A 15,674-nucleotide genomic window follows, 5' to 3' on the forward strand; every position below is an offset into this window, starting at 1 on the left:
ATCGGGTCGCCGGTCGCTGTAGCGGGGGAAACGAATGAATCAGAAGTTTTACAGATATATACACATACAACCCAAGATGCCACAAACACTTTTCGACAAGGTCTGGGACGCCCATGTGGTGCGCCAGCTGGATGGTGGACGGTCGGTGCTCTATATCGATCGCCACTACATACACGAAGTGACCTCGCCGGTCGCTTTCGGCGGTCTGCGCAACCGGGGTATCAAAATCTTCCGCCCCGACCAGACTACCGCTACGGCCGACCACAATACGCCGACCCTCAATCAGGACAAACCGCTCGAACCCGGCGAATCGAAAACCCAGCTCGACCAGTTGGACAAAAACTGCAAAGAGTTCGGAATCGTCAACTACTTCGGGCTGAACCATCCTAAAAACGGGATCGTTCACATCATCGGCCCCGAGTATGGCTTCACCCAGCCCGGCATGACCATCGTCTGCGGCGACAGCCACACCTCGACGCACGGTGCTTTCGGTGCCGTGGCTTTTGGGATCGGGACTTCGGAGGTCGAAATGGTCTTCGCTTCGCAGTGCATCATGCAGCCCAAACCGAAGAAAATGCGCATCACCGTCGACGGTACGCTCGGCGAAGGGGTGACCGCCAAGGATGTCGCCCTCTACATCATCTCGCAGATCACCGCTGCCGGTGGTACCGGTCACTTCATCGAATTTGCCGGTTCGGCCATCCGCTCGCTCTCGATGGAGGGACGTATGACCCTCTGCAACATGAGTATCGAATGCGGTGCGCGCGGCGGTATCGTCGCTCCCGACGAAACGACTTTCGAATATGTCAAAGGTCGCGAACACGCTCCCAAAGGCGAAGACTGGGACAAGGCGCTGGCCTACTGGAAAACTCTTTACAGCGACCCCGACGCGGTGTTCGACAAGGAGTACCGTTTCGATGCGGCCGATATTCAGCCCATGATCACCTACGGTACCAACCCCGGCATGGGGTTGCCCGTGACCGGAACCATCCCGGCGCCGGCTTCGGAAAGCGACGTGAAGGCTCTCGAATATATGGGCTTCCACGAGGGCGAAAAGATGATCGGCAAACCGGTCGACTATGTCTTCCTGGGCAGCTGCACCAATGGCCGTATCGAGGACTTCCGGGTCTTTGCCAATGCGGTCAAGGGTTATAAAAAGGCGCCGAACGTAACGGCATGGCTCGTTCCCGGTTCGCATATCGTGGAACGTCTGGTGCGCGAAGAGGGACTGCTCGACATCCTCCACGAGGCCGGATTCGAACTGCGTCAACCGGGCTGCTCGGCCTGTCTGGCCATGAACGCCGACAAGGTGCCGGCCGGAAAATATGCCGTATCCACCTCGAACCGCAACTTCGAAGGGCGTCAGGGACCCGGTGCACGTACAATGCTCGCTTCGCCGCTGGTAGCTGCTGCTGCAGCCGTGACGGGCAAAGTGACCGACCCTCGCGAGTTCTTTAAAAAGTAAAAATCGTTCGGTCTGTCCGGGACGGAACGCAGTGGGGCAGGGCGGTCGTTCGAGAGCGCACCTCCTGTTCGCCGCGTTTCCCCCGGGTTATCGCGCCCCCGCCGTATGCGCTTTTTCGAAAAGCGGCACCCGAAACCGGTTAGACGGCTGTTTCGCCTCCGTTAGTCGGTGCTCCGCTGTTCAGGATGCGCAGCATCCGCCGAAAAGTGCGTGTGGCCCCTTCCTTCCAGGAAAGGAACGGTGGTTTCCTGCGGGTAGTGCCGACCGAACCATCCAGATAGTAAACCATGGCAAGAGAAAAATTCGTAAAAATCGTATCGTCAGCCGTTCCGGTCAATGTCGAAAACATCGACACCGACCAGATCATCCCCGCCCGGTTCCTGAAGGCTACCGAACGGAAGGGATTCGGCGACAACCTGTTCCGCGACTGGCGCTACACCAAAGATAACCAACTCATTCCCGAATTCCCGGTCAACGACAAGGCCAAATACCAGGGCAATATCCTCGTGGCCGGTTACAACTTCGGATGCGGATCCTCGCGTGAACATGCCGCCTGGGCCATCTACGACTATGGATTCCGGGTCGTGGTCAGCAGCTTCTTCGCCGACATCTTCCGTAACAATGCCCTGAACAACGGCCTGCTGCCGATTCAGGTCAGCCCCGAGTTCCTGGCTGAAATCTTCGACACCATCGAAAAGAACCATCAGGCTACCTTCACGGTCGATCTCGAAAACCAGCTCTTTACGAACAACACCACCGGTAAGAGCGAAAAAATCGCCATCGACGGCTATAAAAAAGAGTGCCTGCTCAACGGATACGACGATGTGGACTACCTCGTCACCCTCCGTCCCGAAGTCGAAGCCTACGAACAAAGCCATCGCCGCTAAGGCGTCATACCGTCCCGGGCAGTGTGGCCGCGGGGCGAAACAATCGAGGTACTTATCTGAAAGACGGCGGGCTGTGCGCTTGGCCGTCTTTCGAAGCAAATAAACATCCAGACCTATGCCCAAAGTAGAGATCATGGACACCACCCTGCGTGACGGGGAACAGACCTCCGGCGTCTCGTTTGCGCCGCAGGAGAAACTCAGTCTCGCCCGGATGCTGTTAACGGAGATGCGAGTCGACCGGATCGAGGTCGCCTCGGCTCGCGTGAGCGAAGGCGAACGGACCGCCGTGAAGAAAATCATGGATTGGGCCGAACGCAAAGGGTGTCTCGATCGGGTCGAAGTGCTCGGATTCGTGGACGGCGGAACGTCGCTCGACTGGATTGCCGAGTGCGGCGGCAGAGTCATCAACCTGCTCACCAAGGGATCCGAAAAACACTGCAAATACCAGCTCCGCAAGACCCCCGAGCAGCATATCGACGATATTCGACGCGATGTGCTCGACGCGCAGCAGCGCGGAATCGCCGTCAATGTCTATCTGGAGGATTGGTCGAACGGCATGCGGCACTCCCGAGATTATGTCTATCATATGGTCGATGCGTTGCAGGAGCTCCCCATACGGCGCTTCATGCTGCCCGATACGCTGGGTATCTATGAGCCGTGGGAGTGCTACGAGGCCTGTCGGGCGATGGTGGAGCGTTATCCCAACCTGCAATTCGACTTCCACGCCCACAACGATTATGATCTGGCCGTGGCCAATACGCTGGCTGCCGTCAAGGCCGGAATTCATGGGGTCCATACGACGGTCAACGGACTCGGCGAGCGGGCCGGTAATGCGCCGCTGTCGAGCGTGATCGCCGCGCTCCACGACCACCTGAAGAGCGATATGTCGGTGGACGAGGCGCGCACGAACAAGGTTTCGACGGTCGTGGAAAGTTACTCCGGTATCCGTATCCCGGCCAACAAACCGGTTATAGGCGAAAACGTCTTCACGCAGTGTGCCGGTATCCACGCCGACGGAGACAACAAAAACAACCTCTATTTCAACGACCTGCTTCCGGAACGTTTCGGACGGACCCGTCAGTATGCCCTCGGCAAAAGCTCAGGCAAGGCCAATATCCGCAAGAACCTGGAGATGCTCGGCATCGAACTCGACGAGGAGTCGATGAGCCGTGTGACCCAGTATATTGTCGAACTGGGCGACCGCAAGGAGATCGTTACGGCCGAAGACCTGCCCTATATCGTCTCCGACCTGCTCGGTACGGCCGGCGAACGCGAGGCGGTGCGGATTCTCAACTATTCGCTCTCGGTGGCACAGGGGCTGCGTCCGGTGGCGACCGTCAAAATCGAGGTCCACGGACAGGCCTACCAGCAGACGTCGGCCGGCGACGGTCAGTACGACGCCTTCGTGTCGGCCGTGCGGGCCATCTATCGCGGTCAGCTCGGCCGCGAATTCCCGGCCCTGGTGGACTACTCGGTGAGCATCCCGCCGGGAGGACGTACCGATGCCTTTGTGCAGACGCTCATCACCTGGGAGTGGGACGGGGCACGATTCAAAACCCGTGGCCTGGATGCAGACCAGACGGTGGCCGCCATCAAAGCGACGGTCAAAATGCTGAACAAAATCGAAAACAATATTAATACCATCAAAGCATGAACTTGAACATTGCACTGCTGCCGGGCGACGGCATCGGGCCTGAGATCGTGGGCGAAGCCGTCAAAGTGCTCGACGCGATCGGAACCAAGTACGGACACACGTTCAACTATCGGAAAGGGCTGGTCGGCGCCTGCGCCATCGATGCCACCGGCGACCCCTATCCCGCTGAAACCCATAAAATCTGCCAGGAATCCGATGCCGTGCTCTTCGGTGCCATCGGTGACCCGAAATACGACAACGATCCCTCGGCCAAGGTGCGTCCCGAACAGGGGCTGCTCCGGATGCGTAAATCTCTCGGTCTGTTTGCCAACGTTCGTCCGCTGGTGGTGTTCGACTCGCTGGTCGAACGCTCGCCGCTGAAAGCCGAACGCGTAAAAGGCGCCGACTTTGTCTGCATTCGCGAACTGACCGGCGGTATGTACTTCGGTCGTCCGCAGGGCCGCAGCGAGGACGGTAACACGGCTTACGATACCTGTGTCTACTCGCGCGAAGAGGTGGAACGCATTCTGAAGGTGGCTTTCGAACAGGCTCGCAAACGTCGCAAACTGCTCACCGTGGTCGACAAGGCCAATGTGATCGCTACTTCACGTCTGTGGCGCCAGATCGCCAAGGAGATGGCTCCTCAATATCCGGATGTGCAGGTGGATTACATGTTCGTCGATAACGCTGCCATGCAGATCATCCAGCGTCCGACTTACTTCGACGTGCTGGTGACCGAAAACCTCTTCGGCGACATTCTGACCGATGAGTCGAGCGTGATCAGCGGTTCGCTGGGGCTGCTCCCCTCGGCTTCGATCGGCTCGGAAGTGGCTCTGTTCGAACCGATCCACGGCTCTTATCCGCAGGCTGCGGGTAAAAATATCGCCAACCCGATGGCCACGATTCTGAGTGCTGCCATGCTGCTCGAACATGTAGGGCTGCAGAAGGAAGGCGCTGCCATCCGTGCTGCGGTTGAAAAGGCCATTGCACAAGGTGTCGTGACCGAGGATCTCGTGGATGCGAACGTTCCTGGTCAGAAAGCCTACTCGACGACTGAGGTGGGTGATTTTGTGGCTGCCAACGTCTAAGCGTACGTTTTTTATTCTTCTGATTGCATGTTCCGGTTTTGGCATTGTGCCAAAACCGGATTTTTTATGTGGTGCATTGTGGATAGTCGGGAACGGTCCTTACGCCGAGCGGCGGTGGCTTCGAGCGCACCGTCAGAGTGGTATTATCTCTAACCCGAATTGTGCCGTAACCTTTATGTCGATCGGCAGTCAATGCAAACAAGTCATTGCTCCGCCGCGAGCACGCGGACGCCGCCCGCGCAGGGCAGTCGAAGAACGTTGTGCTCGCATGAAATAAAAAGCCCGTTTAAAGAGAAATGCACGATTTGCGCAATGGCAAATCGTGCGTTTCTCTCTTTATCGCGTTCGCGGGCTTTTTGATGCAGCGCGTTGTGGCCAGTCCGGAACTGCCCTCACGCCGGGCGGGCGGTGGCTTCGGCCACACCGTCAGAGTAGTATTATCTCAAATCCGAATTGTGTTGTAACTTTTATATCTATCGGCAGTCAATGCAAACAAATCACTGCTCCGCCGCGAGCACGCGGACGCTGCCCGCGCAGGGCAGTCGAAGAACGGTATTGTCTGAGAACAAAGCCCGCTTAAAGAGAAACGTACGATTTGTGCAATGGCAAATCGTGCATTTCTCTCTTTATCGCGTTCGCGGGCCTTTTGATGCAGCGCATTGTGGTCAGTCCGGAACTGCCCTCACGCCGGGCGGGCGGTGCCTTCGGGCACTCCGAATGATTGGTATTACCTCAAATAGAGGTTGGGCTGAACGTTAATGTTTGCTGGCTATTCAGAAAGCATTACCATTGCTCCGCGCAGGGTAATCGTAGAACTGGGCCGATGAGAATTAATCTGCTAATAGAAAAACGGTCATTATGCTGTGAACCCAGTTGGTCATCTCTGAAAAATTCATATATTTGTCAATAGCCAAACACTAACCAATAATCAATTCATTCACTATGAAAAGAACCTTACTTGCTTTACCCGCATTGGCCTCGTCACTGATGCTCGCTTCTTGCGGCGGTGGCGCTGGTACTTCTGGCAAACTCGATGCTGAACAAGCCAGCCAAATCATTGAGTATTATAACCAGGCTCTCGAGGTGTTCCGTGACGGTTTCAGCGCTGAAAAGTGTGGCGATGTGATCGAGTACATGGAAAAGAATGGAAAAATGTTGATCGCACCGAGCGTCGTGTTGCCCGGTATGTTCGGAGATTCGGCTGAAATGACGGCCCCGGGTACCTGCTTCGGTAAATCGGCTGGCGATTCACTTACCATGCTTTTCCGACAATACTATGCCGCGTCGGCAACGGTCGATGGAAACTACGACGCCTTTAAGGCTTATTTGAAGGCAGAAGACTATAAAGATGACGACTGGGCCAAAGGTAAACAGTTGACCGAGGAGACGAAAGCTGCTGCCGAACAGATTGCTGCAACCAAGGAACAGATTCTCGCGATTATCTCGGGACCTGCCGATGCTGCCGAAGCCCTGATGATGGAGGGTAATCCGCTCAAAGACCACATTCTGGTGGCTAAAAAGATATTTATCGAGATGGAAGGTATGATGCAGATCGTGGCCGAGGAAAATGTCGATGAGCAGGCGCTGACCAATTCGTACAATAGTCTCGAAGGATTGGTGAAGCAGGCGCGCGCATTGCCTAAGGTCGAGCAGATGGATAGTGAAATGCGTCTCTATGACGAATATCTCAAAGAGGTGGAGGAGTATATGGGGGTGGTGCGCAAGGCGCAGCGTGATGGGGAGTATACTCAGTCTGTTCTGGACGACATGAGTTCCCAATATGAGTATGCCGTGAGCGATTATAACTCTTTTGTCGATTAGCGGGTCTCTCTCCCGAGTGATTTACTGCCGGCCTCTTTCGTAGATGGCCGGCTTTTTTTGCACAGGACGTATAGTAAGTATTAGCCAGATAATGCTCCGGGGGTATTATTTGTGGATAGGGAGCGTGAATTGAGGGGTGTTGGGGTGTTTTCGTCAGGCTCGCGTGGTATTTTCTGGTCAATTCAGAGTGATAATCTTTCGGTCTTTGCTGAACGATATAGGTCGCAGGTGTAAAGATTCGAGGGGAAATTCAGCCGAGGCTAGGAATCTTATCGTTGAAATTTGTTGCAATGCTTGACCATTCATGACGGAAATTTTCACGTTGTGGTTTTCAATTTGAACTTTCCGTTGAGCCGGTGATGCAACGAAAATAGGGAATATGACAACTCGTGTCACATGATAAACAAAAAAATATTCAAATTTCTTTTCACTGATTAGTAGGTAGTTATGCTGTTTTTCGAAAAAAGAGGTGAAAAATTTTTTCGAAAAAATTTGCAGAAGTAAAAATTGTGCCTACCTTTGCATCCGCAATCACGAAAAACACCGCTCTTTCAAATAGCCGCCTCGGCGGTCGAAAATAAAGAAAAGTGAAAAAGTTTTTGCGGATTGAAAAATTTGACATACCTTTGTAATCCCTTTCCGCTGGTAACGGCAGAAAGATTACAGATGAAGATATGAACCTTCGGGTTTCAGTTCTTTGAATTACTGTGAAAAGTTCATGATAATTTGTAGTGTAGTACAATTTGTCAATTCCTGATTCCGGCGCCGCGAGGCGATGGAATCGAAAAATAATCGGGTCAGGCATACTTGAAATATTTCTTTTACTATGGAGAGTTTGATCCTGGCTCAGGATGAACGCTAGCGGCAGGCCTAACACATGCAAGTCGAGGGGCAGCGAGACAAAAGCTTGCTTTTGTTGTCGGCGACCGGCGCACGGGTGCGTAACGCGTATGCAACTTGCCTCATACTGGAGGATAACTCGGAGAAATCCGGACTAATACTCCATATGCTTATCGGAGGCATCTTTGATAAGTGAAAGATTTATCGGTATGAGATAGGCATGCGTGACATTAGCTAGTTGGTGAGGTAACGGCTCACCAAGGCAACGATGTCTAGGGGTTCTGAGAGGAAGGTCCCCCACACTGGTACTGAGACACGGACCAGACTCCTACGGGAGGCAGCAGTGAGGAATATTGGTCAATGGGCGAGAGCCTGAACCAGCCATGCCGCGTGCAGGATGACGGTTCTATGAATTGTAAACTGCTTTTGTACGGGAATAACGGTCTCTACGTGTAGGGATGTGCATGTACCGTACGAATAAGGATCGGCTAACTCCGTGCCAGCAGCCGCGGTAATACGGAGGATTCGAGCGTTATCCGGATTTATTGGGTTTAAAGGGTGCGTAGGCGGTTCGGTAAGTTAGAGGTGAAAGGTCAGGGCTTAACCCTGGGACTGCCTCTGATACTGTCGGACTGGAGAGCAGATGCAGCAGGCGGAATGAGTAGTGTAGCGGTGAAATGCTTAGATATTACTCAGAACACCGATTGCGAAGGCAGCTTGCTAATCTGTATCTGACGCTGATGCACGAAAGCGTGGGGAGCGAACAGGATTAGATACCCTGGTAGTCCACGCAGTAAACGATGATAACTCGTTGTCGGCGATAGACAGTCGGTGACCAAGCGAAAGCGATAAGTTATCCACCTGGGGAGTACGACCGCAAGGTTGAAACTCAAAGGAATTGACGGGGGCCCGCACAAGCGGAGGAACATGTGGTTTAATTCGATGATACGCGAGGAACCTTACCCGGGCTTGAAAGTTAGTGACCGACCCTGAAAGGGGTCTTTCCTTCGGGACACGAAACTAGGTGCTGCATGGTTGTCGTCAGCTCGTGCCGTGAGGTGTCGGGTTAAGTCCCATAACGAGCGCAACCCCTGTTCATAGTTACCAGCATGTAGTGATGGGGACTCTATGAAGACTGCCGGTGTAAACCGCGAGGAAGGTGGGGATGACGTCAAATCAGCACGGCCCTTACGTCCGGGGCGACACACGTGTTACAATGGCCGGTACAGAGGGCAGCGACATAGTGATATGGAGCGAATCTCGGAAAGCCGGTCTCAGTTCGGATTGCAGGCTGCAACTCGCCTGCATGAAGTTGGATTCGCTAGTAATCGCGCATCAGCCATGGCGCGGTGAATACGTTCCCGGGCCTTGTACACACCGCCCGTCAAGCCATGGAAGCCAGGGGTGCCTGAAGTACGTGACCGCAAGGAGCGTCCTAGGGCAAAACTGGTAACTAGGGCTAAGTCGTAACAAGGTAGCCGTACCGGAAGGTGCGGCTGGAACACCTCCTTTCTGGAGTGTTTTTCAAAACGATTTTCCCACAAGACAATCCATTGAAAAACACATAAGGTGGTCTGACCAGATTATAGACAACTTGCTATACTGCAGGTTATCAGCTTTTCACGGTAATTTTTTATAGACCCGTAGCTCAGTTGGTTAGAGCACTACACTGATAATGTAGGGGTCAGCGGTTCAAGTCCGCTCGGGTCTACTTAACAAGTTCATTGGTAACTTCGGGGAATTAGCTCAGTTGGCTAGAGCACCTGCTTTGCAAGCAGGGGGTCAAGGGTTCGACTCCCTTATTCTCCACGGTTGCGGTTTCGACCGCAAGAGTTCATTGACACGGATTAAGAACGAGTAAGAGAAACGACCTTGCTCATTGAGAGATGAGCGAGGAAGAGAATAAACTAGTTCGATATCGCGAGATATCGGATGCCATGCTTGAGCATGGTAGCAAAGAAAGTATGCAAGGGCGTACGGGGGATGCCTAGGCTTATGGAGGCGACGAAGGACGTGTTAAGCTGCGATAAGCGCCGGGGATCTGCAAAAAAGAATTGATCCGGCGATTTCCGAATGGGGAAACCTGTCAGGCTGAAGGCCTGTCACTCACAGCAATGTGAGAGCCAACCCGCTGAACTGAAACATCTAAGTAGGCGGAGGAAAAGAAAGAAAACTCGATTCCCTTAGTAGCGGCGAGCGAAGAGGGAATAGCCTAAACCATTCATGTTACGGCATGGATGGGGTTGTAGGACCACAAACGATCATGACAACGAACTGGAATCAACTGGAAAGTTGAGCCATAGCGGGTGAAAGCCCCTTACAGGTAAGTTAGTTATGTGACAGTGGTATCCTGAGTAGGGCGGGACACGTGAAATCCTGTCTGAATCTGCGGGGACCACCCCGCAAGGCTAAATACTCCCATAAGACCGATAGTGGACCAGTACCGTGAGGGAAAGGTGAAAAGTACCCCGAACAGGGGGGTGAAAAAGAACCTGAAACCGTACGCCTACAACCTGTCGGAGCCCCTACGTGGGGTGACGGCGTGCCTTTTGCATAATGAGCCTACGAGTTACTCATCACCGGCAAGGTTAAGAGCCAAGAGGCTCGAAGCCGAAGCGAAAGCGAGTCTGAACAGGGCGCCAAAGTCGGTGGTGGTAGACGCGAAACCTTGCGATCTACCCTTGGCCAGAATGAAGGTGAGGTAGAACTCACTGGAGGTTCGAACCGGTAAACGTTGAAAAGTTTTCGGATGAGCTGAGGGTAGGGGTGAAAGGCTAATCAAGCTGGGAAATAGCTCGTACTCCCCGAAATGCCTTTAGGGGCAGCGTTGACGGAGTATACTGGAGGTAGAGCTACTGATTGGATGCGGGGGCTTCACCGCCTACCAAATCCTGACAAACTCCGAATGCCAGATATATGATCGTCAGCAGTGAGCCGCCGGGTGCTAATGTCCGGTGACAAAAGAGGAACAACTCAGACCAACAGCTAAGGCCCCCAAACATACGCTAAGTTGAACGAACGATGTGCGACTGCAGCGACAGCTAGGATGTTAGCTTGGAAGCAGCTATTCATTTAAAGAGTGCGTAACAGCTCACTAGTCGAGCGGTTGTGCGTGGATAATAAACGGGCATCAAGCGTATTGCCGAAGCTTTGGACTCCTTCGGGAGTGGTAGGGGAGCATTCCATCGACGTCGAAGCGGTATCGTAAGGTATCGTGGAGTTTATGGAAAAGCAAATGTAGGCATAAGTAACGATAAGGCAGGCGAGAAACCTGCCCACCGCAAGACCAAGGTTTCCTGATCAACGTTAATCGGATCAGGGTTAGTCGGGACCTAAGGGCCAGCCGAAAGGCGATGCTCGATGGACAATCGGTTAATATTCCGATACCCGCTTAATTGGCGATGGAGAGACGAAGGAGCGTAAGATCCGCCTACTGACGGAATAGTAGGTTAAAGGTCGTAGGTAAAGAGTGAGGTTAACAGCTTCACTTTGCTGAAAGCCGACAGTACAGAGACCCTTCGGGGAATTTGATAGTGATCCCAAGCAGGCTTCCGAGAAAATCTTCTAAGCTTAACAGTTAAGCGGCCCGTACCGTAAACCGACACAGGTGGTCGAGGAGAGTATCCTCAGGTGCTCGAGTGAGTCACGGTTAAGGAACTAGGCAAAATGACCCCGTAACTTCGGGAGAAGGGGTCCTCACAGCGATGTGAGGCGCAGCGAAAAGGTCCAGGCGACTGTTTAACAAAAACACAGGGCTATGCAAATTCGAAAGACGACGTATATGGCCTGACACCTGCCCGGTGCCGGAAGGTTAAGAGGGGATGTCATTCGCAAGAAGAAGCATTGAATCGAAGCCCCGGTAAACGGCGGCCGTAACTATAACGGTCCTAAGGTAGCGAAATTCCTTGTCGGGTAAGTTCCGACCTGCACGAATGGTGTAACGATCTGGACACTGTCTCAACCGTGAGCTCGGTGAAATTGTAGTCCCGGTGAAGATGCCGGGTACCCGCAACGGGACGGAAAGACCCCGTGAACCTTTACTGCAGCTTAACGCTGGATTTGGGTACAAGATGTGTAGGATAGGCAGGAGACTATGAATGGGCGTCGCCAGGCGTTCAGGAGTCGCCGTTGAAATACTGCCCTTTTTGTGCTCGGATCCTAACCCTTATGGGGACACCGTTTGGTGGGTAGTTTGACTGGGGTGGTCGCCTCCAAAAGCGTAACGGAGGCTTCCCAAGGTACCCTCAATACGGATGGTAATCGTATGTAGAGTGCAATGGCACAAGGGTGCTTGACTGCGAGACCGACGGGTCGAACAGGTGCGAAAGCAGGGCATAGTGATCCGGTGGTTCCGAGTGGAAGGGCCATCGCTCAAAGGATAAAAGGTACTCCGGGGATAACAGGCTGATCGCTCCCAAGAGCTCATATCGACGGAGCGGTTTGGCACCTCGATGTCGGCTCGTCACATCCTGGGGCTGGAGAAGGTCCCAAGGGTTCGGCTGTTCGCCGATTAAAGTGGCACGCGAGCTGGGTTCAGAACGTCGTGAGACAGTTCGGTCCCTATCTGTTGCGGGCGTAGGAGATTTGAGGGGTTCTGACTTTAGTACGAGAGGACCGAGTTGGACTGACCTCTGGTTTACCGGTTATGCCGCCAGGTGTATCGCCGGGTATCCATGTCGGGACGGGATAAGCGCTGAAAGCATCTAAGCGCGAAGCCCACCCCAAGATTAGATCTCCCTTGAGGGTCGTAGAAGATGACTACGTTGATAGGCTACAGGTGTAAAGGCAGTGATGTCAAAGCCGAGTAGTACTAATCGCCCGAAAGACCTTTCTTTGCATCGGATCTCTTACTGGTTCTTAAGACTGTGTTAACATATGAACCAGCGATGGTTCATAATGATACAGGACTAGCAATAGTCATTACCTTTCAGGTGGCAATAGCGGTAGGGCTCCACCTCTTCCCATTCCGAACAGAGAAGTTAAACCTGCCCGCGCCGATGGTACTGCATATTTATGTGGGAGAGTAGGTCGCCGCCTCCTTCAAGGGGTTCATCATCTCGATGAACCCCTTTTTTATTGCCTTATTATTTCTTTATGCATTCTGGGTCTTGTGAGGTGTTTTGCTCTGGCGTTATTTCTTAATTTGTTAGATAAGGCATTAGTCTTGTATTCAGAAATGTTGCGTGCAGACTTGTGTAGTGAGAATTTCTATAGGTGTTACCCTTGGGCATAGTTTCTATTGATCTCTTTGCGTGTAATGCATGCTTGATCTATCCTTTTCCATGTTATTATCTCTTGTGCGGCTTCTACGCAGGTTTGTGTCCTGAATGGAATGTTGAGCAGTTGGTTTCAATTCCTTTGATGACGTTTATTGTTGATAATAATATGAAAAGTGATAAAACGAGAGAAAAATATTGTTTTATAAAATAATGATTAATATCTTTGAAGGGAAAAATATGTGAATATATATTCGTCTTATTCGGGTAAAAATATGACGCATGAATCTTTTGAGGTAGATTTTTATGGGTGCAAAAAAGATATGCTTTTTTGTGTGTTTAAATATTTGGAAATGTCAAGAATAATGTTACTCTCTCTCTCTCTCTCTCTCTCTCTCTCAGTAGGGCGTAGATTTCGCTACGCGTCTCATATCATAATTTTCTTGACCGGCCTGCAAAAGTATAAACGACTTTTGCAGGCCGGTCGTGTTGTTGGGCTCAAACAACACAGATTTGTGTCTTGTAATATCGAGCGATTTCTTTTGTTAATCTAATTTTTAGTCATGTTTAAGTTTTTAGTGGGAACGCTGGTGTTGCTCAATTTGTGGGTGACTCAAACTTGGGCTCAGAGTCATGTTTCGCTCAGGGATGCTCAAGTTGTAGACGATACGGTCATCTTCCGTTTTGCTCCCGGGAAGCGTAGGTTTTATGCTGCTTATAAGGGGAACGATCGTGCACTTGATTTTCTGAGTCGTTCGATACGTGAGCACTATGTTTCGATTGACTCGGGAAATGTAAAAATGCGAGTTCGTGGCTTTTGTTCTTCATACGATACTTATGAGGAGAATCTTAAGGCTGCGAAAAATCGAAGCAACCAGGTGAAATCCTATTTTATCGTTCATGAGGGACTTAAGGAAGAACATTTTCGTACGAGTAACTCTACCCGTAAATGGAGGGGAATGGATGATGTGGTTGCTGTAGCTTACTTGTTTCGCACGAATCAATTGCGAGACTGTGTGATTGCACAGCTATCGAAACCAGATACTTCTGAGGTGAAAATTTCTGAAGAGGTACAGGACTCTTCTGAGGGGGTAGAACCTGTAGAGCCTCGTCAAGAACCACAAACTACACCGGTGGTGGTTGAACCGGAAGTTCTTAAGAAAACATCGGGTTTCCGGTGGGCTATCAAAACGAATGTTGCTTATTTGGCGGCTACGGTAGCTAACCTTGGCGTAGAGTTCGGGTTTGGTAAACATTATTCGATTGATGTGCCTGTTATTTATAGCCCGTATACGATCAAACGCGATTATAAATTGCGTTTCCTGGCTGTTCAGCCTGAATTTCGTTATTGGCTTGCCGAACCAATGAGCAAGCATTTCTTTGGTGTACATCTGAATATTGGTGCTTTCAATGTGGCGGTGGACTCAAAGAGCCGTTACCAGTCGCCCGATGGTTTCTATGGGGCGGGTATCAGCTATGGCTACGTGCTTCCCTTTGCGCGCCATTGGGCGGCCGAATTTACGATTGGGGCAGGCTATGTCCATACGAAGTACGATGCGTATTACAATATTCCGAATGGTGCCTGTTACGAAAAGGGAGTTCCGTATAATTACTGGGGCCTCACCAAAGTCGGAGTCAATCTGGTCTACAAATTTGGAAAATAAGGAGGAGAGGCAATGAAAAGAGTAATTATTGGCACCGTCTGCCTGTTTGTCCTGTTTTTGACTGGCTGTAAAAAGACCATCCTCGAAGAACCCATTGATGGTGGGGTGGATCCTTCGCTTGTGCAGATGAATCTTACGCTGAATATCGACCCTTCGATTGAATACTATTCGTCGACAACCAAAGCGGATGCGTCGGATGAGTATGACGTGCGCTGGGTGGTCGAGGTTTTCCGCGACCAGATTGGCGATACCCCTGTGGAACGCCGTATTGTAAGTTGTGATCCTGCATCAGACGGTCAACACTCGATTAGTACGACGTTTTCGCTCAAAGCGGCAAAATATCAGGTCGTTGCCTGGATGGACTACGTGGAGGATGGGACTGTGGACGATAAGTATTACAGTGTGGATGATCTGTCGGCCATAGCATACCCGGATCTCGAAAATTATCTCGGAGACGAAGAGCACAAGGATGCTTATGTCGGGCAGAAAAAGTTTGATTTCACGGTTTACCACGATCAATGGAATGTGGAGGTCGATTGTGATATGACACTCGAACGGCCATTAGCCAAGATCGAGGTAATCACTACTGACGTCGATCGGTTTTTGTACAACCAGGCGATGAAACGTGCCCAGCTGAGTAAAAACGGATCCATACAACAGGACGAGGTGCCGCAGGATTTGGCCGCGCTAAAGGTGACGGTCGATTATGCCGGGTATTTCCCAACCGGGTTCAATGCGTATGAGAACAAACCCAATGATGCGCAAACGGGCGTGTCGTTCGATTGTCCGGTAACCCAACTTTCGGAAAGCGAAGCGCATATGGCCGGGGACTATGTCTTTGTCAACGGTACGGAATCGGCCGTGACCGTTAATCTTTCGGTCCGTGACCAAAGTGGGAACCTGATTAACCAGGTGAATGGTATTAATGTCCCGGTTGTGCGCGGTAAGCATACCATTATTCGCGATGACTTTTTAACCAAGACCTATACTCCCGGCATCGGAATCGATACCGGCTTCGATGGTGTAATTGAAGTAGTAATTCCCGATTAAAACGCAACGA

The 15,674-nt window shown here is 51.7% G+C and carries 7 protein-coding genes, 2 tRNA genes and 3 rRNA genes; all 12 read left to right on the forward strand.

Annotated elements, in window-relative coordinates:
• Positions 1–76: 76 nt before the first annotated feature.
• Complete coding sequence (gene leuC / locus BQ5379_RS09150) at positions 77–1,465, forward strand: 3-isopropylmalate dehydratase large subunit (protein ID WP_071135151.1); 1,389 nt, start codon at positions 77–79, stop codon at positions 1,463–1,465.
• 287 nt (positions 1,466–1,752) lie between these two features.
• The gene (leuD, locus tag BQ5379_RS09155) at positions 1,753–2,352 is read left to right on the forward strand and encodes a 3-isopropylmalate dehydratase small subunit (protein ID WP_071135152.1); all 600 of its coding nucleotides are present in this window, start codon (positions 1,753–1,755) and stop codon (positions 2,350–2,352) included.
• Positions 2,353–2,467: 115 nt separating this feature from the next.
• Entirely contained in the window at positions 2,468–4,006 is a 1,539-nt protein-coding gene (locus BQ5379_RS09160) for an alpha-isopropylmalate synthase regulatory domain-containing protein (RefSeq protein ID WP_071135153.1), read from the forward strand.
• Positions 4,003–5,073 carry a 3-isopropylmalate dehydrogenase gene (gene leuB, locus BQ5379_RS09165; protein WP_071135154.1) on the forward strand — a complete coding sequence of 357 codons (1,071 nt, stop codon included), beginning with the start codon at positions 4,003–4,005 and terminating at the stop codon, positions 5,071–5,073. Before BQ5379_RS09160 ends, leuB begins: the two co-directional genes overlap by 4 nt.
• A 942-nt stretch (positions 5,074–6,015) precedes the next feature.
• Positions 6,016–6,894, forward strand: coding sequence for a DUF6845 domain-containing protein (locus BQ5379_RS09170; protein ID WP_071135155.1), 879 nt, complete (start codon positions 6,016–6,018; stop codon positions 6,892–6,894).
• 823 nt (positions 6,895–7,717) lie between these two features.
• Positions 7,718–9,246, forward strand: a 16S ribosomal RNA gene (locus BQ5379_RS09175).
• A gap of 125 nt (positions 9,247–9,371) precedes the next feature.
• Positions 9,372–9,445 (forward strand) — tRNA-Ile (locus tag BQ5379_RS09180).
• A 24-nt stretch (positions 9,446–9,469) separates the two neighbouring features.
• A tRNA-Ala gene (locus BQ5379_RS09185) sits at positions 9,470–9,543 on the forward strand.
• 147 nt (positions 9,544–9,690) lie between these two features.
• A 23S ribosomal RNA gene (locus BQ5379_RS09190) occupies positions 9,691–12,569 on the forward strand.
• Positions 12,570–12,661: 92 nt separating this feature from the next.
• Positions 12,662–12,774 (forward strand): 5S ribosomal RNA (rrf, locus tag BQ5379_RS09195).
• Together the 16S, 23S and 5S rRNA genes with 2 tRNA genes alongside form the textbook arrangement of a ribosomal RNA operon.
• A gap of 739 nt (positions 12,775–13,513) precedes the next feature.
• Positions 13,514–14,614, forward strand: a complete 1,101-nt coding sequence (locus BQ5379_RS09200; protein WP_071135156.1) for a DUF3575 domain-containing protein — start codon at positions 13,514–13,516, stop codon at positions 14,612–14,614.
• Positions 14,615–14,626: 12 nt separating this feature from the next.
• Positions 14,627–15,664 (forward strand): DUF6562 domain-containing protein, encoded by a 1,038-nt coding sequence (locus tag BQ5379_RS09205; protein ID WP_071135157.1) that lies wholly within the window; start codon positions 14,627–14,629, stop codon positions 15,662–15,664.
• Positions 15,665–15,674: the final 10 nt, after the last annotated feature.

Origin of the sequence: Millionella massiliensis (assembly GCF_900104655.1) — a bacterium.
In the GTDB taxonomy this organism is placed as follows: Bacteria; Bacteroidota; Bacteroidia; order Bacteroidales; family Rikenellaceae; genus Rikenella; species Rikenella massiliensis.

Excerpts from the sequence above, each read along its gene's own strand:
- BQ5379_RS09160 (WP_071135153.1), top strand. The coding sequence starts at position 2,468 with ATGCCCAAAGTAGAGATCATGGACACCACCCTGCGTGACGGGGAACAG.
- leuD (WP_071135152.1), top strand. The coding sequence starts at position 1,753 with ATGGCAAGAGAAAAATTCGTAAAAATCGTATCGTCAGCCGTTCCGGTC.
- leuB (WP_071135154.1), top strand. The coding sequence starts at position 4,003 with ATGAACTTGAACATTGCACTGCTGCCGGGCGACGGCATCGGGCCTGAG.
- leuC (WP_071135151.1), top strand. The coding sequence starts at position 77 with ATGCCACAAACACTTTTCGACAAGGTCTGGGACGCCCATGTGGTGCGC.
- BQ5379_RS09205 (WP_071135157.1), top strand. The coding sequence starts at position 14,627 with ATGAAAAGAGTAATTATTGGCACCGTCTGCCTGTTTGTCCTGTTTTTG.
- BQ5379_RS09200 (WP_071135156.1), top strand. The coding sequence starts at position 13,514 with ATGTTTAAGTTTTTAGTGGGAACGCTGGTGTTGCTCAATTTGTGGGTG.
- BQ5379_RS09170 (WP_071135155.1), top strand. The coding sequence starts at position 6,016 with ATGAAAAGAACCTTACTTGCTTTACCCGCATTGGCCTCGTCACTGATG.